The organism is Nonomuraea sp. NPDC049695, assembly GCF_040674955.1.
Classification (GTDB): Bacteria; Actinomycetota; Actinomycetes; order Streptosporangiales; family Streptosporangiaceae; genus Nonomuraea; species Nonomuraea helvata.
Window position 1 is genome coordinate 52,408 of the sequence record NZ_JBFANV010000057.1, and the last position, 19,436, is coordinate 71,843.

A 19,436-nucleotide genomic window follows, 5' to 3' on the forward strand; every position below is an offset into this window, starting at 1 on the left:
TGAAGTCGCAGCGTCACATGATCCCTTCCCGTAGTGCGCCGGGTTGCGGCTCGGCTGGAGCCGTAACCTGCGGATCCGTGTCGAATGCTGGTGGAGGTGGGCGACTGAAGCGACTGAAGCGACTGGGACTCGAAGACGGTAGTACAGACTAGCCGACACCACGGCCGGGGCAGTGGATTGCTGCTCCGGGACACGAGCAGCTACCGAAGTTTGAGTCGCTGGAGCCTGAGACGCTTGGGTCGCTGCCCGTCCGGGGCAAGGAGTGCCTGGTCAAATGGCGTTTGCCCGCCAAGAACAGCGACTGAAGCTACTGAGGGTCTGTTCTTATGACGTCATCAGAGAAAAACGCTGTGTGTGTTATATACCCCACCGAGCGTCGCTTCGGTCGCTCAGCAGCCCTGGGCAAGCTCTTGACCTGGTGTTTTGCTGAGCGACTGAAGGGGTAGCGACTGAAGCGCCCGTCGCTCCCGGCCGCTGGCCACCGCGTCCTTGTCTGGCATGGTTCCGTCGTACATGTGCAGAAAGGGCCACCAGCCTGGCCGCGCCAGCGACCGGAGTGACCGAAGCGACCCAGCCTCCGTATTGGGCTCAAGTACTTGCCGAGGAGAACGTGCGGCGCTCATGTTTGGCGGGTTGCGCCGCTTGGGTCGCTTCCAGCTCCAAGACTCGTAGCGGTCGGCCGGTCATCGACCTGGTGCGGGTTTACGTTGCCGAGCACCACCCTCGTGACGGTACGGCTGGCAGGCGAGCAGGCGTTCTCCGGAGGCCATGTCCACCCGCTGGGCGGGGTGCCGACCGGACAACCTGCGGGCCGCACTCTGGGCTTGTCCAGGGGTGGAGAACGACGCGATGGTCGAGCGGTGGGCCGACGAGGCCGACGAACGCCGCATGGGCTCCCCGCCCCGAACGATCGGTGTGTACGTCGCTGTCGAGCCGCCGTTGCTGGACGAGCCGTTCGAAGCCCGGCGCGACCGCGCTGGAACAGGCCCGCTCTGCAGGCAGGTTTCACCCCCGTCTACGACGTGTGGTGGACGGCTGCCTGCAAGGCCCCCACGGCGATCGTGACGGCCCCCGGACCCTGATCCAGGGTCCTGCTGCTGTTGGGCCGTCACCTTCGCCCACGAGCACTTGGCGGCTGGTCCGCCGCCGCACTGCAGGCCGGGGGTGCTGACCTCGGAATACCGTCGCGCTGGAGGCCCGCAAGGCGGTCGACGCCGACGACACACCAGCCCTCGCGGCCGAGCCGCCCCCGGCCGGGCTGCGGTGACGTTCCTGACCGAGCGTCGCCCGGCCGGCCACCATCCGGGCTCAGTTCCCGACCTGGCAGAAGCCGCCGCCCGTGACCGGATGTCGTATCGCGGATTCCTCGCGGAGCTGCTGATGGCGGAGTGCGACGACAGAGCCTGCCGCCGTTCAGAGCTCCGGACCAAAGCGACCGCCTCCCCAGGGAGAAGTCCCCTCGCGCGTTCGACTTCGACGCGAACCCCAACGTCGACCCGGCGGTCAGCTGTTCTCCCGCCTCCAGCAGGTCACGACGGAGGTTTCCCAGGACGGCCAGCCGATGCGTTCCTGCCCGGGGAACGAGCCGTCAGGAGGTGGATCTGATGCGTGAGTGCGGTGCCAGGAACCAGTCGGTGGCAATGTCGGTTTCCGTGATGCGTCCGATCAGCGCCAAGGCTGAGCTGATGCTCTCTGGATACTCCACGGTTTTGTCGAGGATGTCGTCGTCGCTGATCTGGAAGCGCAGATCGTTCATCAGGTGATCGAGCGCGTGCGGTTTGTCGTGGGGTCGGACCGAAGCGCGGTGTCAGCCTTGCGGCTGGTCCGTTTCTCCGGCCCGCCCTCCGAACCCGGCGTGCGACTTTCACCGCACCGGGCTCTCCACAGGTTCAGGCCACTGGAGATGGCTCTGTTCGCCGTGACCAGGGTGTGGGGATGTCCCAGGCGCGCCAGCGATACCGAGTGACCGCGATCGATGCCGCGTCCAGCAGGACGGTTCCCTGTGCGGAGATCTCCCAGCCGTTGTTGAGCAGCCGGGTCCGTATCTTCCGCCACGACATGCCACCGTGTCGTTTGCGCAGCCACCAGTAGAGGCGGTGCCAGACGTAGTGGCCCAGGTAGCTGAACGTCCGTTTGGACGAGCCGTGCCGAAAGTAGTTGCACCAGCCCCGAATCACCGCGTTCAAGCGGATCAGCAGGGTTTTCAGGTCAGGCTGTCCTGGGTGGATCAGCGCCCGCACCTTAGCGATCACCGTGTTGATCGCCTTCTTGCTCGGATAGGTGTAGACGGTCCACTTCCGAGTTCCTCGCTTGCGGCGCCGCTGGATGTGGTGCCCCAGGAAGACGAACCCGTCATCGATGTGGGTGACCGAGGTCTTGGCCTCCGACAAGCGCAGGCCCATCGGAGCCAGCACCGCGGCCGCCTGTCCCCTCAACTGTTCGGCGTCGTGACGGGTGCCGTTGACCATGGCGACCCAGTCATCGGCGTAGCGGACCAGCCGCCAGTTCGCCACCCCACGTTGACGCCGGTTGTCGCGCTGCCGGACCGTGGCCATCGCCTCCTGGTGCTCGGCCATGAACCACTCATCCAGGACCGATAAGGCGATGTTGGCCAGCAGCGGAGACAGAATCCCACCTTGCGGGGTTCCGGCGCTGGTCTGGTCCTGCTAGCCGAGTTCGGTGAGGATCCCGGCCCTGCAGAACGCCTTCACCAGCGCCAGCACCCGCTTGTCACCGACCCGCTTGCGCACCCGGCCCATCAGGGCCGAATGCGAGATGGTGTCGAAGCACGCCTCGATATCCGCCTCCAGCACCCACTCATAGCGGTGGGAGCCCATGTGGTGGATCTCGGCGATCGCGTCGTGCGCGCGCCGGTTCGGGCGAAACCCATACGAGCACGGCGCGAAACCGGCCTCGAAGATGGGTTCCATGACCAGCTTCAGCGACGCCTGAACGACCCTGTCGGCCAGCACCGGAATGCCCAGCCGACGCTTCTTGGAAGTGCCGGGCTTGGGGATCAGCCGTTCTCGAACCGGCAAAGGGTGGAAGGAACGCGAGCGTAACTGCTCGCGTATCCCGTTCAGGAACGCCTCTTCGCCCCACCCGGCAGGGATATCGCGGGCCGTCAGCCCATCGACACCCGCCGTGCGGGACCCGGTGTTGCCCCGGACCCGACGCCACGCAACCACGAGGAACGCCGGGTCAGCGACCAGGTTGAACAGATCATCGAACCGGCGAGCATGATCCTCGCCGGCCCAGCGGTGCAGTTTGGTCTGAATGCTCAGTACCCGCACTCTGCCGTCTCCGGCTCCAGCAGCAGCGCGCCCATATTCACAGGCGGCCTCCTGACCTGACGTCCCCACCTGCTCGAAACTGCTGCCTGCCTTCCCCATGTGCGCGGCTTTCCCGCGCTCGGAGTACTACGCAGGCTCCGCCCCACCCCGCGCCTTCGGCAGACGACGCACCTATCCCCGAACCGTCCTGGATGAGACCGAGCTCGGGGAGTGACACGAGATGGTTCCCACGTTCACTGCTGACCGCTCGCGAGAGGAGGTGCCCAGCTATGCCCCTGCGGCATCGCCCTGGCTACGCCGTAGACCTTCACCAGAGCCTCCCGGCCAAGCGCGACAACCGGCCCAGGAGTTCCCCGCCAAGCACCTTCGCCCGGCGGGTACGCACCGCAACCCAGCCCATATCCGCCAGATTCGAGCTGGTGGAAGCCTTGAAGGGCGTTACACCACTGGTTCCTCACGTACACCTTTCCCGCTCGTTAACCAGGCCCACGCCGTCTGGCAGTACCGACGCGCCCTGACGTTGTCGAGGCTGCTCCCACCCTCACCCACGACTCCGGGATCAGGCTGCCTCCCACTTCACACGACCTGCTACGACAGGCCATCGGCGGAGCCCTTTCATCTCCGCACGGTCAAACAGCGCCTCGTGGCGCACACCGCATCGCTTCCGGTTCTCGGGCGAGAGCGGGTCGAAGGAGACGACCGTGCGGCCGTCGCGGGCGTAAGCGAACGTTGATGTCCATGGGAGGCCGAGGGCCTGACGGCCGCCTTCGGTGACGGAGCGCACGCGCTCGCCGTCAGCATGCCCCGGCACGATGCCGATCCAGTCGTTGACCTCGGCAAACCAGGTGGGTTCGTCGTCGATGTTGTGATCGAGGATCTCGCTCAGGTAGCACGGAGTCCGGATGACGAGGTCCAGGTGGAAGCTTCGGGCGAGCGTTTCGAGGTCCACGTCTTTGATCCACATGGCGCCGAATCCCAGAGATGCCAGCCGGATCCAGGACGTGGCTGACGTAGGCGACGGAGTGTCGGCGTACAGGTGAACATGCACGAGTCCGGCGCGATGAGCTTGCGGGAATTGCGGCCGGGCCGGGGCTGAACCGGCGGGCAGGCGCCAGGTACCTGTCGGGCGAGGCCGCTGCGGCGCCGCCGAAGAGCCCCGGGGACGTCATGATCTACTTGACGGGTGCGGAGTCATCCAAGGAACGGTGTGACCCGGCGGGTGATGCGCGGGCACGGGGCACGCGGTGCGTATCCCGGGTGCATGAGGCCGCGCCGCGCCGCGCCGGGTCCGCGGCGGCATCGGCGGTCGCTCGCCGGCGGCTCGGAGGCTGCCGTATGACCACGGACCGGCGGGTCCGGCGGACACGATCGCTGCTGCGTCAGGCGGGTATCGAGGTCGTCCGTGAGAAGGGCTTTCGCGCGACCCGGGTGCGCGACATCACCGAGCGCGCCGACGTCAACCGAGCCACCTTCTACGCGCACTACACCGACAAGTACGCGTTCGCCGAGGCGATGGTGCGCGAGGAGATCCGGCGCCGGTTCGCCACCCGCCTGCCTGCGGCGCCCGCGCCGGTCGCCGGCCTGATCCATGGCCTGGCGGTGCTGCTGTCGGAAGAGTCCGGCCGGGCGGACGGCTGCCGGCGGAACATCGACGTGCTGCGTCCGCTGATCCAGCGCGCGGTGCGTAGCGAGGTGTCCGGCCTGCTCGTCGAGCGGCACGCGTACGAGTCGGCCGTGACGGCGCACATCGTCGGCTCGGCGATCGTCGGCGCGGTCTGCTGGTGGCGGGAGAGCGGGTTGCCGGACACCTCCCCCGGCCAGGTGGCCGACGAGGTGACCCGAGCGGTGCTGTACGGATCGCCCCCGACGTCGTAGCGGCCGGGCCCTTGTGTGCGCTCGCCGTCCGGCACCTTGCCCGCCCGCGGGTGGTGTACGGGATCTCGCGTTGCCCGCCGCCGCTTCGCGGTCCTTGCCGCGGCACCTTGCCCGTCCACCAGCGGGTTCACCATCGAAGCTGCTCCCCCGCCGGTGGCCGCCCCGCCCGCGGCCCGTCGAGGAAGAGCCCCGCGGCCTGGCTGTGGAGCTGGAAGGGGAAGTCGTTGACGACCCGTTGCCTCCATGGCCGGCTGGCGATGGCGTGCGTCATCCGGCGCGCGGCACGCGGACGCCGCATGATCATGTCAGCGAGCTCCCACGCCCGGTCCACCAGGCGCTCGCGCGGCACGATCTCCGACACCATGCCGTACTCGAGTGCCTGCCGCGCATCCACCGCCTGGCCGGTGTAGAGGTGGTACGCGGCTCGCTTGGTGCCCATCACTTCCTGGAACGTGAGGCTCTGCCCGTCCCCGGGCGCGGTCGACATCGGGAAATGAGGGTCGAAGAAGCGTGCCTCTTCGGCGCAGATCGTGATGTCACAGGCGAGCGCGATCTCGGTGTGCGGCCCGGGCCCGTTGACCGCGGCGATCGTCGGGATGTCGAGGCCGAAGACGAAGTTCTGCAACAGCTTGGCCGCGTCCTCGTACATCTTGGCGATGTCGCCGGCCGTCCGATCCAGCTGCCGGTCGGCGCTGCGCCGCGCGTCCAGCCAGTGCTCGCCGGTGCCCGTGAGGATGAGCACCTCGTTGTCCGGGTCGTTGCCGACCTCCAGCCATGCCTGCCCCCAGGCGTTGTGACCGGCGAAGGTCTGGACGTAGGAGTCGCCGCCGGTGTGCATGCGAAGCTCAAGGATCCCGTCGCGGCGGCGCATCACGAAGAAGTCGCGGTACTTCTGCGCGTACTCGGCGAAACCGGGGCGGCTGACAAGGCCGGCCCAGCTGGCTGTGGTCAGTTGATCGGTCATGCGGACATGCTCCTCGCGCGCCCCAGCGGGCTCAATCCGCAAAAGACGGCCCGTGCCGGATACTCGACAGATCACAGAAAACGTCGAGAACCGCCTCGCTCCTCGACCGACCGACCGGCCGCCTGCTGTCGGTGTCGATGGCGCTCAGGTGGCGATTCCCCGGCTTGCGATGAACGTCGAACGGGCGAGGCAGGCTTCTGTGAGCCTCGGAATGCGTGGCCTCGCCCTTGGCGTCATCGCAGGGCTGCCTCGACGGTGGGGACGTGCGGGACCGTGACGCCGTCGGCACTGTCCTGGTACGCGGCATCACCGGCACCGAGTGACCACCGGGAGCGGGGCGCGGCTCTCCCCTGCGGGCGGTACGGACCGAGCGTCCTCCGCCCGCTTCAGCCTCAAGGCGCGAAGCCCCTACCTGCTCGAGGACAACGCCACATCATCGCTGGAAGAACGAGCGGGGTCGGCGCCGTCGTCGTCCAGCAAGTACGCCTCCACCGCCACCGAGACAAGGGTGGACAGATGCTCCGCGCCGGTGTCCTGTACCAGGTCGTTGAGGATGTCGAGCTCGGCCGGGCGGAACTGCACAGGCCACAACACCCGGCGGATACCCGGCTTGGACTTCGAACGGAGGTTTCTGCGGGGCGGGAAGCGCGAGCCGTTGGGGCGGCTCACCTCCAGACGGGCCCTGACCAGGAACGTCAGCATGTTCTCTGTCAGGAAGTGGTCGATGGCGTCCATCGCGAGCTGTGCGTACTCGATGCCCTCGTCGCGGCTCAGCACCCGCGCCCGCTCCTTTGCCTCGGGCTTGACGTAGATGCTGACCTGCTCGGGCGTCTGGTAGGCGCTCGAGCTCGCGCCGGTGGCGGCGATGGTCCGCGGCGCCGGGCGCGGGCCCGGCTGCGGTGCGGGCCGGGTGGGCTGCACCTGAGCCTGGATCACCTGTGCAGGCGCGGCGGGTGGAGTCTGCGGAACGAGGTCGGTGTGCCGGCGGGGCTCGGGCTCCACCGGCGTGGGCGACGGTCTGGCTGCGGATCTGGCAGGGGCGGGCCGTGAATCCGTAGCGGCAGGTGCGGCGGAAACCTTCTCCGCGGAGACCTTCTCGGTGGAGCTCGGTGCGGCGAAGGCCGGTGCGGCGGGAGCCGGTGCGGCGGGAGGCGAGATAGAGGCGGGCGGCTCCTGTCGCGGAGCGGTGACGGCGCCGCCTGGCCTCTCCTCCTGAGGAGAGGCGCCCTCCACCACCGGCCGTGCAGCGGGACCGTCCGCTTCAGCCCGCCTGGTACGTCCCCGATCGACCGGAGTGAGGCCGGAACCCGTCGCGGGCTTCTCCTTTGGCCGCGCCTCGGGCTCGGCCTTGGCCTCGGAGGGAGCTGTCTCGGGCGGCGACGTGACCGGCCGGGACGCCGGATCCCGGTTCTCCGGCGGTGCGGCCGTGGAAGGTTCCTCAGCGGGCGGCGGCTGGGTGACGAGCGAGGCCAAGCCACTCTGCCCGCGCTTGCCCCGCGCCCGGGTCATCCCGCCCAGTTTGGGCTGGGGGGGCTTGTCATCGAAGAATTCCGAGGTCACGCGTACGCCTCCGCTTCCAGCTCCATGGCCCGCTTGATGATCTCAGCGGTGGCCTCCTCCATCTCGATCGCGGAGGTTTCGGCCGATTCCGTGCTGAGGGTGAGTTGATGCTGCTTGGCGTGCCGCTTCCAGTCGGACCCGGCCGTGAGATCGGCCAGTTCGGCGAAGACGCGTCCGTGCTTCCTGCACTGGTCGGCGACGTTCACTGCCCGGGTGATCACGGTCTGGAAGATCGGGATTCCCGAGTCGCCGAGGACTTCGGCGATCTCCCGCCGCTTCTTGGCCAGGAAGCCGATCTCCTTGAGGCCGATCACCTCCCCGTCCTCATCCCGGATCTTGCGCAGATGCTGACGGTCGAACCCGAACAGCAGCACGCCCAGCGGGGTGATGCTCGGATTGAGCCGCGTGGCGACGTCGAACACCTCGCTGACACCTTCGAGGCCCTGGATGGCCCCTTGGTCGAAGCACACGGGGATGAGCACGTACTCGGCGGCGACCGCCGCGAGGTGCTGCAGATCGGCAAGGTTCGGCGGGCAGTCGATGAGGATCCACTCGTAGTCGTGCGCGACTTCCGCGAGCGCCTCGGCGAGGCTCAGCAGGATCTCTCGCCTGGGGTCGATGGACCTGGTGCCGATCATCGACGCGGTGATCCTCTTGAGGATCTTTCCGCCAGGGACGACGTCGAGTTGCGGGCGTACGTCCCTGATGATGTGCAGCGAGCCCGTGCCCTCGACCACATCGATGACGCTCTGGCCCTCATCGTCGCCGGGCTTGCCCTGATGGCCCAGGTCCAGTCCGAGGTTTCCCTGCGGGTCGAGATCGAGGGCGAGCACACGCTTCGACGATCCGGCGCTGTGCAGAGCGGCTGCCAGCTGAGCCGAGATGTTGGCCGTCGTCGTGGTCTTGCCAGCCCCCCCCTTGTTGTTCAGCACGATGATCACCCGCCTCAGCTTGGGACGGATCGCCTCGATGATCTCTTGTGTGCTCATCGCGTGGCTCGTGCTGGCGGTGTGGGGGAAGGTCATGGATCTGCTCTCCTGTGCATGCCGACGACTTGGTGGAAGAGCCTTCTGGTTGGCGGTGGGCTGAGCGACAGGCGGCCCGACTGTGGCGGCGGAACTTCCGTCACATTCCTAACAGATCTGCTGTGCCCTTGCCACGCTTACGCCGGGCGTGTCGCCGAAATCGGTCGGCTTCGCTGGCGTTCCTGTCTCGGGATGTTCGGGCGATGCCTGTCTTGGCTCTCTCACTCACTGCGCGTGCTGAGTATCCGTCGTACCAGGTCCTGTGTACATCGGGAGAGGGTGGAGCTGTCGGTTGGGCTTCCTACCGCGTACCCAGTGCTCATCCAAGCTTGGATGCTGTTGCCATGACCTATCTGCCTATTGGTTCGTGCTCCTAGGATTGACACTAGTGAGACACCCTTTATAGAGCCTGTGTTCGCCCTTACTGTCATGCATATCTTAGCCATGGTTATTAAGATTATGCACAATCCTATGTGTATAGCTATCACTGAGTCTATGTGAGATTTATCTGAAAACCTTATTGAAGACCTGTTGCTGCCTATAGTGACAGACCTGTCGTAGCACCTATTAGTCGTCCCGAACAGGGGTGATGCTTCCTTGAGGTCATCCTATGCCCTTCGTGGGGTGCCCGCGCTGCTCGATTTCGACAGCGTTCCGCTGGTCATATCGGGACCCCTCTCGCAGTGTTTCACCTGGCCCGCTGGGAGCAGGGAGACCGCAACCGAGTCGGAGCGTAAGTGAAATAGTCTTTGCCCTGTAAGGAAATCAAGGTCCCCACTAGGCCATCGCAGCTGCAGGAGTCATCGTGGTTGAGCCCCAGCGTTCAACACACAGGCAGCGCCCGCCGTACCGTGAAGGCCCCCGCCGAGAACAGGGAAGGCGTGAGCCTCTGTCGGTGGGCATGCCGAAGTGCGCCCACACCCACGGGCGCCGGTTCTCGCCCGGGGCCTCAGCGCGACGGTACTCTCACAAGGTGATCACTTCGTGCGGGCGCAAGCATGCACAGTGGATGGTGCCAGGTGAGTTATGGGCGCCGGATCGAGCCAAAGGGCCCGCCGAGTCGTACCATGTCGTACCGCCCTCCTCACGCCTTGACCAACCGGCGGCAACCGCGACGACGTCACCCAGGTCATGCGGCGACCGCGCCCGATCGTCAACGGTGTCAACGGCGGCCCCCATGGTGCTCGCACTGCTCCGCGCCGCTTGCACATCCGCTACAAGATCGCACGACGACGACATCCAGCAGACCTAGATGGGGGCCTCGCCACCACGATCATCCGCCGGCAACGTCCTCAGGTAAGCGTCTCCACCTGGAACATCAGAGACGCGGGCTCGAAAGAGGACATCCCTCTCGTCGCTGAGCGGCGAGAGTTCAGATGGCCCCGTCTGATTTGTAGGATGATCCTATCTCAACCGTCCTTTTGAACGGCCTTGGGCTCCCCGATCAATGGCCGCGTGGGAAGTCCGCATGGCCCTATCTGTCGGAGAGACGACTGCCGGGCACCCGACCAAGAGCCCCGAGGATCGACGCTTCCTCTCTACCACTGGTAGCCCCATGTTCAGAAGAACGTCGCCCACGAGATGCCCGAACATCCCACCTATCCCAGCCCCGCCGGTCAGCGGACCGCTTCCGGCCGCTCACGTGTCCCCGAACCGGGCACGATACTGCTCAGCCGCGAGTGCGGCGGCAGTGGCGTGAAGCTCACCCAGCTGCTCACGGAACGAGGCATATCGAGGCTCTTCCAACGCCTCCACGACTTCCTGCACCCACCAGCCGATCTCCCGCAGGGTGGAGTAGTGAGCCGGCGACAACGGCCACCGCATTTCTCTGACCACCCGCCGGAGCCCGATGAGACACTCCGCCAGCTCGTCGTCGATGAGGTGATCGAACCGAGAACGGGACGCGACCAGCTGGCCGGCCGCCTCCCACAGTGCCAGGGCATGCCGGTCGTACCAGAGCGCTTCAGCGGACGTGCTCTCCGGGGGAGTCCTCGACAACCGGTGCGCTCGTTCCAGCCGTTCGCTCCGGCCGAGCCCCAGCCGGAACGCTCGATGCCGGAGCAGCCGATGCTCCACGGCCTGCCGGCTGCGCACGTTGATCGGCGGCGCCATGCGAATCATCGCGATCTGCATGGCGCGCCCCAGTTCCAGCAACTCGTGCTCGAGACGCTCTGCCTCGTCGGGACGGTGCGGGCAATAAAGACGTACGTAGGCGAGCACCCACAGACCATCCAGAACATCGTTCGACGTCACCCAGTCGGGCACCCTGCGGCAACTCAGGACATGGTGGATCACGGCCAGGGGATGCTCGGCCGGATCCCGGCTCTCCAGGGCCTCAAGATCGGGGTCGCGTACGTCCTTCCGTCGCTGTACGATCCGCTCAATGGCTTCCTGACCAGCGGTTTTGCTGATTCGAGGCAGGGCGCGCTTAGGCATGTCAATATTGTATTGACGAAGATGATCTTTGGTGGCGGATGTAGTGCGGTCAGACTCCCAGATGTCTGACGGCCTTCAAGGCGACAGTCCGTCGCGGCAACTGGAAGCGGACATGGAAGCCCACAATCGGAATTGTGACGTTGGGAGCGCTACTTGGCCCATGGGGGCAATAGGTGGCCCATCTGGGAGCGACAGTTGGCCCCGCGTGTCCGCCAGGCAGGGCCGACTGGGTGCTTCAGTTGGCGGATGTGCACTTGAGCTGGCGAGTTCCGCGCATATGAGCAGCGAGGAGAGGCTGCTTTGGCCCGGCTCGATCTGCCGCGACGCGCTGGCGAGAGGGATGTTAGGCCGTTTGCGTGCTTGATCAAGATCTGCCGTATGTCTGTGCCGCCGAGACTGCTGGGCCAAAATAGCCCACATGTCTACCATGCCCGAAAATCACGTTGAGACCGCACAGCCTTCCCCCATCAACGACTACGACAGGATGGCTGAGGGGTACGCGGCCGAGAACGAAACGAGCCTCGCGAACGCGTACTATGAACGGCCCGCGATGCTGGAGCTCGCCGGGGACGTGACCGGCCGGCGCATCCTCGACGCCGGCTGCGGCTCGGGTCCCCTGTTCTCCGCGCTGCGCGATCGAGGCGCCATCGTCACTGGCATCGACGCGAGTGCCGGGATGCTGGAGCTGGCCCGGCAGCGGCTGGGCGCCGATGCGGATCTGCAAGTCGCCGACCTGGCCGGCCCGCTGCCCTTCCCCGACGAGGCGTTTGACGACGTCATCGCGTCCCTGGTGCTGCACTACCTGGAAGACTGGGGACCGACGCTGGCTGAGCTGAGACGCGTGCTGAAGCCTGGTGGCAGACTCCTCGTCTCGGTCGACCATCCTTTCAGCGTCGCTCTCTTTCAGCACATGGCCGGGGAGAAGCCCAAGTATTTCGAGACCCGCAGCCGGACCGAAGAATGGACCATGGGTGGGCAGACTGTCCAGATGAGGTTTTGGGGCCGGCCGCTGCACGCGATGACCGAAGCCTTCACCGCGGCGGGCTTTCGCATCAGCGTCATCAGCGAACCGCCGTTTGCGCCGGAAGCCCGCGAGCTGTTCCCCGAGGAGCTCCGCGAGATCGAGCCCACCCGCACGAGGTTTCTGTGCTTCTTGTTCTTCGTTCTCGAAGCCAGCTAGGCGCCTCGTAACGATCAATCGTGGTGACTGAGCGTTTTCAGCGGGCGATTCCTGAACTGAAGCGCTCAGTCACGGCAGGGAAGGCTCTCCACCGGTCCTGGTTTTGGCGGAATCGGTGGTACGTCTGCTTCAGGAGTGCTGTGGTTGAGTGATGACAGTACGCGACGCTCCGGAGGTGCGGTCGGAGTCCTGCGGGTTGGAGGAACTGTTCTGCGCTCACACCTCCAGTGAGCAGTCGCGAGGTTCGCTGTTGCTGAGCCCGCAGTGGCCGCGCCGATGGAGTGGGACGTGGCGAACCCCTGCAGGTGAGCTGGTATGCCCAGCCCGGGACCTGGCGGCAGTGTCGTCGTTGGAGTGCGTACCAGTTCGCCGGTTCTCCTGGCGAACAAACCAGCGCCACCGCCCAGGCCTGCAATACATGGTGTCGACGGCCCGGATGCACGGGTTCGAGTCGCTGGAGGAGCAGAAGCTGCTGCTGGCGCTGGACTTCGCCGGCGCCGTGGTGGAGGTCCTGCCGCAGCCGTTCCGGCTGCGCTTCGAGACCGACGACGGGTTTCGCGAGCATGTCCCGGACTTCCTCGCGGTGCTGCCTGACGGATCAGCATGGCTGTTCGACGTCCGGCCCGCTTCGTTGATCCGAGATCGCGACGAGGTCGCCTTCGCCGCGGCGCGGGAGGCGGCGTGGGCGGTCGGGTGGCGGTATTCGGTGGTGGCGGGGTGGCGGCCGCACGTGCTGTCGGTAATCGACGCATTGTCCGCGCAGCGCCGCATGCTGCAAGACCCACTGGGCTTGCAAGGACAACTGATGGCGGCGATCGCTGCCGGGCCGGGCAGGTTCGGGGAGCTCGTGGCGCGGACGTCGCTGCCGGCGGTCGCCCGCGCGCATGCCCTGCATTTGCTCTGGCACCGCCAACTCGGAGTCGATCTATCTCGTCCGCTGTCGGACCATTCGCTGGTGCGCTCGCCGGCTGAAGGAAACGGAGCATGACGCGGCCGGCGGGTTTGTTGGAGCTGTCGCTGGGGTCGATGCTCCGGTTGGATCAGCAGGAATGGGCGGTGGCGGCGATCGAGCCGCAGTTCAGCCGTGTGCTACTCCGGCCGACGAAGGGTGAGCCACAGTGGCGCACGATCCGCTGGCTTGCGCATCACCCCGATTGCCAGCCGGTCCCTGAAGCGCCCACGATGCCAAAGGGTGTCCACCATCTGACTACCTGGGGCGACCTGACCGAATATCAGCGCAGCGTCGTCCGGCTTCGCGCAGCTCACCTGAACGAGGTCGAGACCGGGTTCCGCAGCGGAGACCCCCACCACCCGGCTCCTGGAGAGCCTCGGCCAGCCTACGATCCAACTCGCACCACGCTGGGACAGCGGCGGAAAGCCAAGGTCACGGAGCTGGCCGGTCTTAATGGGCAGGAAGCAAAGCTGCTCGGGTTGGATCAGATAAGCGAGCGGACACTCAAGCGCATGGCCGCGAAGTGCGACGAACGCGGCGCGCTCGGTTGCGCGGACGGCCGGTGGATGCGGGCCAGCCAGGGCCGCCACAGCATCACCGAGGAGATCCGGGAAGCCATCTTCGCGGCCCGCGCCGAGAGCCTGCGCCGATCGAAGATGACCATGATGGCTCGGAGCGTGCTGATCCGCCAGTATGTTGCGGAGAAGTTCGGGCCGCAGGTCGAGGTTCCTTCTTATCGGACCTTGCGTGAGGTCTGGCTGGAATGGTTCGGCCCAGGTGGAGCTCGGCAGCGGTATGCGCGCTCAGCCGCAGCGGTGGACACGGGCCGCGTTTACCCCGTGGTGCACCGGCCTGGCCAGATCGTCGCCCTGGACACCACACCGTTACCGGTCAAGGTGCGGGAGAGGATGTTCGGAGATCCGGTGACTGCTCGGCTGACGCTGGCATTAGATCTCTACACGCATTCGGCGGTCGCGTTCCGGCTGACGCTGGTCTCGGAAACGTCAGTGGACGTGGCGATGCTGTTGCGGGACGTGATGTTGCCTTTGCCGATGCGCGAGGGCTGGGGCCCGGAGATGGAGTGGCCCTACCCGGGTGTTCCGGCCCAGGTGGTCGCGGAGTTCGCCGGCCACGCGGTGGCCGGGCTGCCGTTCTTCGCGCCGGAGACGGTCACCACCGATCACGGTTCGCCGTTCAAAAACCACGACCTGGTAGACGCTCAACGTGTCCTGGGCTGCAACATCCTGCCCGCACGCGTTCTGCGCCCAACCGACAAGCAGGCAGTCGAGCGGGCGTTCGGGGCGCTGCGGTCGCTGTTGTTCGAGGAGTTGCCCGGCTACACCGGCGTGGATGTCGCCGATCGCGGCGTCGACCCGGAAGCTGACGCGGTGCTGACGCTCGCGCAGATGGAGCGCACGATCGCGCGCTGGATCGTCCAGGTCTGGCAGAATCGCAAACTGGGCGAACACGCGCCCGCATGGGGACCCGGGGAGGAGCACTCCCCGAACACGCTGTTCGCGGCTGCGATGGAGCAGGGCGGCTTCGCGCTGCAGATCCCCAAGCCGGAGCTGTATTACCAGGTGCTTCCCGCTCACTACGTGAAGATCCCCAACCGGCGCGGGGTCAAGATCGCCGGACTCTGGTACGACGGGCCCGCCCTGGGTCCCTACCGAGGCAAGCCGTCCGGTCGGGGCGGCCAGCATAAGGACCGCTGGGTTATCCACCGGGAGCGCCGGGACCGGCGCACCGCATTCTTCCAAGATCCTAAATCTCCAGCCGTCTGGCACGAATTGCGCTGGAACGGACTGCCACCCGAGGGCGAAATCCCCGCTTTCTCCGACAAGACGGTCGAAGAGCTGCTGCACCAGGCCCGCGCGCGTGGTCTGTCGCCCCGCTCGGACGCCGAACTGCTGCCTGTGCTGTTGGAACTGCTGGGTGGGCTCATCCCGGTCGACCAGTGGCACACGCAGCAGCCCAAGCAGCAGCGCACCAGCCGAGCTCGGCAAACGGCCCAGGCCGACGCCGCGCGCCAAGACCGCCAACCATCCCCTCGTTCTCCGGATGTTCCCGCGGAGGTCGTTCCTCTGGCCTGGCCGCAGCAGGCCCGCCAGGCGGCTGAGGAGATCGACGCCGAGCGGCGCCGCCGTCGCGAGGCCGTGGTCACTTCACCACCGCAACCACCTCCACTCCTGCATGACGCGCTGCGCCGCAAGAGCATCTTCCTGATCCCTGACGATGACGATGACGAGGCGTCGCCAGCTCAGCCCGAGCACGGAGAACCAAGCCCATGACGTCCGTTCGAAAAGCGGACGGCCAAGGCCCGGTGCCCTTCGTACTCCCCGGAGAGGTGCCGTTCCGGGACACCTTGGCCGGGTGGGAGCACTACCGGACCAGCCGGGGCCTCTTCATCCCGGCCCCGCAGCTCAGCCTCGCCGAATGGCGGCTGCTGTCACCGCGCCGGCGGATGCTGCACGACCTGCACCGCGCCGCGACGCACGCCAACCTGCCGGTGATCGCGACGCCGATGAGCGCCGCGGTGGAGAAGCTGCTGCGTGCCCGGATCGAGTCCAACGCGCTCAAGTACAAGCCGACCACCCGATCCGGGATCATGGTCTTCGGCGGGGGATTCCAGGGCAAGACCGAGACGGTCTGCGAGGTCTGCGCAGCCTTCGAGGACTTCTGGCTGGACGCGCACCTGCACCTGCCCAGTGCCAGGCCCGGCACCCGTGACCTGCACGCCCCGGTCGCCTACATTCAGACCCCTGTCACGGCCAAGCCGAAGTCCACCTGCAAAGCGATTTTGAATTTGTACGGCGCCGACCACAAATACATGGACCTGCCCGAGCTGATCCGCCAGGTCGCCCAATCCCTCCACGACCACGGCACGAAGGTGCTCGTGCTGGACGACATCACCCGGCTGCGCATGCACCGCGCCGACGACCAGGACGTGCTCGACCTCATCCGCGCGTTCATGAGCATGCACGTCACCCTCATCCTTATCGGCGTCGACATCCCCGGCTCCGGCCTGCTGCAGGAAGGACGCCATGATCCCCGCACCGGCCAATACGTGTTCCCGCCCTCCGCCTACGCCCAGCAGGTCAAGGTCAACGGACTGGAGCCCACTCAGACCGAACGCCGCTTCGACCTGATCGAACTCGACCGCTTCCACTATTCCACCTCCGAGCAGATCGCCGCCTGGGCCGCTCACCTGACCGGAGTTGAACAGCACCTACGCCTCATGAACGCCGCCCCTGGCATACTCGCCGGCGGCACGATGCCCGAATATCTCTACCGACGCACCGACGGAGTAGTCGGCCTTCTGGAACGACTCCTCGAGGACGGCTGCCGCGAAGCCATTGACACGGGTGCCGAGAAGCTCACCGAGAATCTGCTCGACAACGTTGTCCTGCGACCCCCCGACGTGCCGGAACGTGATCCCGCTGCAGGTGAGGTCCCGGTGTTGCCCCCGCAGCCCACTCGGCGGGGCAAACGGGGCCGCAACACGGTCTTCGACGATCACGGACCCGCAGCCGCCGGAGAAACGAGATGAGCACAAGAGCTGCATCCGTGCTTCCCCGAAGCCTCGACCCGCTGGCTCAAGAGTCACTCCCCGGCTTCATCCTGCGGCTTGCCCACCGGCTCGGTCACACACCGGCCAGAATCGCGGCCTTGACCGCGCTGGACCAGAGCAGCGCTTTTCCCACCATGGTCCCTTACCATCTGCTGATCCGCCTCTCCGATGAGGCGCGGGCATCCTTTGCTGCTGCGACTCGCCTCACCCTTGCTGAAGTTGCCGACCTCACGCTCAACACGCTTGGGGATCGCTACCTGCTGCCCGACACCTATGTCGATCGACTCGCCCACAGCAGAGTCGACTCCGATCCATGGCTGTCTGCCCCCGCAACGCGTTATTGTCCCCTTTGCCTGGCCGGCGACGGTTCAGCGATTCAGAACGCTCATGGCGGTCCATGGCGCAAGACTTGGTATCTCTCCGTGGTGTTCGCCTGCACCCACCATCGGGTGCTGCTCGCCGAGCGTTGCCCAAGCTGCCAACATCCCGTCCACTGGAGCCGTAAAGAATCAAGGTGTCGATTCTGTGACACGTGGGACATCGTCGTGCGGTGTGACGGAGTTCAGCAGCGCGTCGGCGCTGGAGTATCGGGTTGCGGATCGGGTGACTGCGTAGCCGGTGGTTGCGTCCACGGGAGTGGTGTACGAGTTTGACCTGGTCACAGGCGTGGCGTCGTGAAATGGCGACGGCCATCGCGTGATCCTTCAAAGGCGCAAGTCAAGATCGAAGGAGAACACGTGATGGCCGCGGACAACAGTGTGACGCCCGAGCAGTGGCTGGCGAAGCAGATCGAGACCCAAGACCCCGGCACGGCGCTCCCGTGCTCTCGCTGCTCCGCCCGTTCCAAGCAGCGGGAACGTCCATCTGATGGTCATCGCCCTTGGTTGCTCGCCCTCGCCTGAACCGAACGCGGCGGCGATCTGTAGATCATCACCGGGCTCTACGCGGCCATCGTCATCCCACCGCCGTCTTCACCAGCAAGGTCCTGTACCTCCACGACCGGCTACTCCCCCTGTCCGGCGTGAACATCGACGCGGGCCCTGCCGTCCTCCTGTTCGTTCCCGTGCTGCTCCTCATCGCGCGCGGGCTGGGCGTCCGGCGAAGGACAAGCCGGTGACCCACCCGACCGCCGCCCTCAACGACATCGTCCACCAACGCCATCGCCTTGGCCTTCTCGCGATCGCCGGCGAAGCGGCCCGCGTGGAGTTCACCCACCTTCATCAGACGCTCGAGCTCACCAGAGGAAATCTCAACCGTCACCTCGCCGTCCTGGAGGAGGCCGGTCTGGTCGTGCTGGAGAAGGGATACGACGGGCGCCGCCCGAAAACGTGGGTGGTCATCACCGCCGGGCGAGCCTGGTTTCGCGGCAGCAGGTGGCTCCGGAGCCGCCACACCCCCGTTTCGAGAATGGGGTGTGGCGGGTGGTGTCATTGGGCGATCCAGTAGGCGTGGATAATGGTCTGCTCGACGGTGTTGCCCGAGCTGTCCCTCGATCCGACGCGGAGCGAGACGAGCCCGTCCGCGGGGTGGCCGTAGCGGCTTTCACGGTGCACAAGCTGGATCTGTGATGTTGTGCAGGCGATGTCGCTGTACGTCATGGCCGGTCCCTTTCTGGGTCGCCCGGTGGGTCGGATATCTGGATGACGTGCAGTGGCTCGTCAAAGGCGCGGATGGCCTGCGTCCAGTGTGAGCTGTCCAGCGTGAGCACCGGGCAGACCGAGGTGTCGGCCAGCGCGGCGACGTGGGCGTCGCCCCAATCGAGGTCGGTTCTTCCCAGTACGGATGCCAGGATGATGCCGTGCTCGGGTTCGCGGAGCCCGGCCACGGTGATCTGGTCCATGGTGGAGATGCCGAGTAGAAGATCGGTGGCGTCCTTGGATCCGGAGTCTCGAGCGGCCTCGGCCAGCGCGACGACCGACATGACCATCGGCTGGCCCTGCTCGTCCCAGCGGGCCACCATCTCCATGAGGTCGAGGTCTCCGCGCGCCAGCTCTACCAGGACACCTGTGTCGAGGATAAGCGGCGGGAGCGTCATTGCGCGTCGCTGGTGATACTGGCGAGTTGCTGGGCGACGTGGGCCATGCGGCGTTCCACGCGCGCGTGGTCGGCGCCGTCGTGGGCGCGGTTGCGGTGGGCTTGGAGGATCGCCTTGCGTCGACGGTCTTCGCGGACTTTCGCAGCAAGGGCTTCATTGACGTAAGCGGACAACGAACCGGTCTGGGTCTTGGCGTACTCGACCAGCTCGTGGTCTACGGTGACGCTGATGGTGTCCTTGGCGGGCATGGCCACATCCTAATACCATAGTAAGATCTTTTGCGGTTGATGCCACGCTGGGTGCCAACCGCCCCACGCAGCCTGCCTCCTCGCACGGCTGGTAGGGGCGAGCGGGGCTAATATCGATCCCGCTTGCGACGCATTCGAGCAACAGCCATAGCGAGAACCCTGCCAGCCAAGGCCCGCGCCGCCAACTGGCGCGCTCTAGAAGCAACGCCGTTCAGTTAAGAGTTAGGGCTGTTCGTCAAAGCCGGTGAACAAAGCAGCGGAGCCGCTGTAGAAGAGGTGTGTCACTCCAAGACATCC

At 66.2% G+C, this 19,436-nt stretch carries 17 protein-coding genes and 1 pseudogene; 7 read left to right on the plus strand and 11 right to left on the minus strand.

The annotated features are described in order from the left end of the window. Nucleotides 1–1,588: 1,588 nt before the first annotated feature. The 4 genes and pseudogenes from AB0J64_RS36975 to AB0J64_RS36990 form a co-directional block, all read right to left on the minus strand. Complete coding sequence (locus AB0J64_RS36975; RefSeq protein WP_364037903.1) at nucleotides 1,589–1,756, minus strand: hypothetical protein; 168 nt, start codon at nucleotides 1,754–1,756, stop codon at nucleotides 1,589–1,591. A gap of 133 nt (nucleotides 1,757–1,889) precedes the next feature. After that, nucleotides 1,890–2,252, minus strand: a complete 363-nt coding sequence (locus AB0J64_RS36980) for a group II intron maturase-specific domain-containing protein (RefSeq protein WP_364037948.1) — start codon at nucleotides 2,250–2,252, stop codon at nucleotides 1,890–1,892. 84 nt (nucleotides 2,253–2,336) lie between these two features. Continuing rightward, nucleotides 2,337–3,392, minus strand: a pseudogene (locus tag AB0J64_RS36985) (reverse transcriptase domain-containing protein); the annotation flags it as partial. Between the two features lie 460 nt (nucleotides 3,393–3,852). Next, a complete protein-coding gene (locus AB0J64_RS36990) occupies nucleotides 3,853–4,257 on the minus strand; it encodes a hypothetical protein (RefSeq protein ID WP_364037906.1) in 405 nt (134 codons plus the stop codon). Between the two features lie 371 nt (nucleotides 4,258–4,628). Here AB0J64_RS36990 and AB0J64_RS36995 point away from each other — a divergent pair, with 371 nt between their 5' ends. Continuing rightward, a complete protein-coding gene (locus tag AB0J64_RS36995; protein WP_364037909.1) occupies nucleotides 4,629–5,168 on the plus strand; it encodes a helix-turn-helix domain-containing protein in 540 nt (179 codons plus the stop codon). Nucleotides 5,169–5,295: 127 nt separating this feature from the next. On the opposite strand, the gene AB0J64_RS37000 is transcribed toward AB0J64_RS36995, so the two are convergent. The 4 genes from AB0J64_RS37000 to AB0J64_RS37015 all read right to left on the minus strand — a co-directional run bounded on the left by AB0J64_RS37000 (nucleotide 5,296) and on the right by AB0J64_RS37015 (nucleotide 11,153). Next, a complete protein-coding gene (locus AB0J64_RS37000; protein WP_364037912.1) occupies nucleotides 5,296–6,132 on the minus strand; it encodes an enoyl-CoA hydratase/isomerase family protein in 837 nt (278 codons plus the stop codon). A gap of 408 nt (nucleotides 6,133–6,540) precedes the next feature. Further along, nucleotides 6,541–7,068, minus strand: a complete 528-nt coding sequence (locus AB0J64_RS37005) for a hypothetical protein (protein ID WP_364037915.1) — start codon at nucleotides 7,066–7,068, stop codon at nucleotides 6,541–6,543. Nucleotides 7,069–7,688: 620 nt separating this feature from the next. Beyond that, entirely contained in the window at nucleotides 7,689–8,717 is a 1,029-nt protein-coding gene (locus AB0J64_RS37010; protein ID WP_364037918.1) for a ParA family protein, read from the minus strand. Nucleotides 8,718–10,355: 1,638 nt separating this feature from the next. Beyond that, nucleotides 10,356–11,153, minus strand: coding sequence for a hypothetical protein (locus AB0J64_RS37015; protein ID WP_364037921.1), 798 nt, complete (start codon nucleotides 11,151–11,153; stop codon nucleotides 10,356–10,358). Between the two features lie 427 nt (nucleotides 11,154–11,580). Between AB0J64_RS37015 and AB0J64_RS37020 the strand changes: the two genes are divergently transcribed. The 6 genes from AB0J64_RS37020 (at nucleotide 11,581) to AB0J64_RS37045 (ending at nucleotide 18,302) form a co-directional block, all read left to right on the plus strand. After that, nucleotides 11,581–12,333 carry a class I SAM-dependent methyltransferase gene (locus AB0J64_RS37020; RefSeq protein ID WP_364037951.1) on the plus strand — a complete coding sequence of 251 codons (753 nt, stop codon included), beginning with the start codon at nucleotides 11,581–11,583 and terminating at the stop codon, nucleotides 12,331–12,333. A 151-nt stretch (nucleotides 12,334–12,484) separates the two neighbouring features. Further along, nucleotides 12,485–13,321 (plus strand): TnsA-like heteromeric transposase endonuclease subunit, encoded by an 837-nt coding sequence (locus AB0J64_RS37025; protein WP_364037924.1) that lies wholly within the window; start codon nucleotides 12,485–12,487, stop codon nucleotides 13,319–13,321. Further along, nucleotides 13,318–15,576 (plus strand): transposase, encoded by a 2,259-nt coding sequence (locus tag AB0J64_RS37030; RefSeq protein WP_364037927.1) that lies wholly within the window; start codon nucleotides 13,318–13,320, stop codon nucleotides 15,574–15,576. Before AB0J64_RS37025 ends, AB0J64_RS37030 begins: the two co-directional genes overlap by 4 nt. Next, complete coding sequence (locus tag AB0J64_RS37035; protein WP_364037930.1) at nucleotides 15,573–16,835, plus strand: AAA family ATPase; 1,263 nt, start codon at nucleotides 15,573–15,575, stop codon at nucleotides 16,833–16,835. Before AB0J64_RS37030 ends, AB0J64_RS37035 begins: the two co-directional genes overlap by 4 nt. Then, complete coding sequence (locus AB0J64_RS37040; RefSeq protein WP_364037933.1) at nucleotides 16,832–17,509, plus strand: TniQ family protein; 678 nt, start codon at nucleotides 16,832–16,834, stop codon at nucleotides 17,507–17,509. The genes AB0J64_RS37035 and AB0J64_RS37040 overlap by 4 nt, the downstream gene beginning before the upstream one ends. Before the next feature lie 460 nt (nucleotides 17,510–17,969). Continuing rightward, nucleotides 17,970–18,302 carry a transcriptional regulator gene (locus tag AB0J64_RS37045; RefSeq protein ID WP_364037936.1) on the plus strand — a complete coding sequence of 111 codons (333 nt, stop codon included), beginning with the start codon at nucleotides 17,970–17,972 and terminating at the stop codon, nucleotides 18,300–18,302. Here AB0J64_RS37045 and AB0J64_RS37050 read toward each other — a convergent pair. Genes AB0J64_RS37050 through AB0J64_RS37060 form a run of 3 tightly spaced genes read right to left on the minus strand, consistent with a single transcriptional unit; the run spans nucleotide 18,284 to nucleotide 19,139 of the window. Beyond that, nucleotides 18,284–18,454, minus strand: coding sequence for a hypothetical protein (locus AB0J64_RS37050; RefSeq protein ID WP_364037939.1), 171 nt, complete (start codon nucleotides 18,452–18,454; stop codon nucleotides 18,284–18,286). The two genes, AB0J64_RS37045 and AB0J64_RS37050, sit on opposite strands and share 19 nt — an antisense overlap. Then, nucleotides 18,451–18,891 (minus strand): PIN domain-containing protein, encoded by a 441-nt coding sequence (locus AB0J64_RS37055; RefSeq protein WP_364037942.1) that lies wholly within the window; start codon nucleotides 18,889–18,891, stop codon nucleotides 18,451–18,453. Before AB0J64_RS37055 ends, AB0J64_RS37050 begins: the two co-directional genes overlap by 4 nt. Then, nucleotides 18,888–19,139 (minus strand): type II toxin-antitoxin system CcdA family antitoxin, encoded by a 252-nt coding sequence (locus tag AB0J64_RS37060; RefSeq protein ID WP_364037945.1) that lies wholly within the window; start codon nucleotides 19,137–19,139, stop codon nucleotides 18,888–18,890. Before AB0J64_RS37060 ends, AB0J64_RS37055 begins: the two co-directional genes overlap by 4 nt. Nucleotides 19,140–19,436 lie beyond the last annotated feature (297 nt).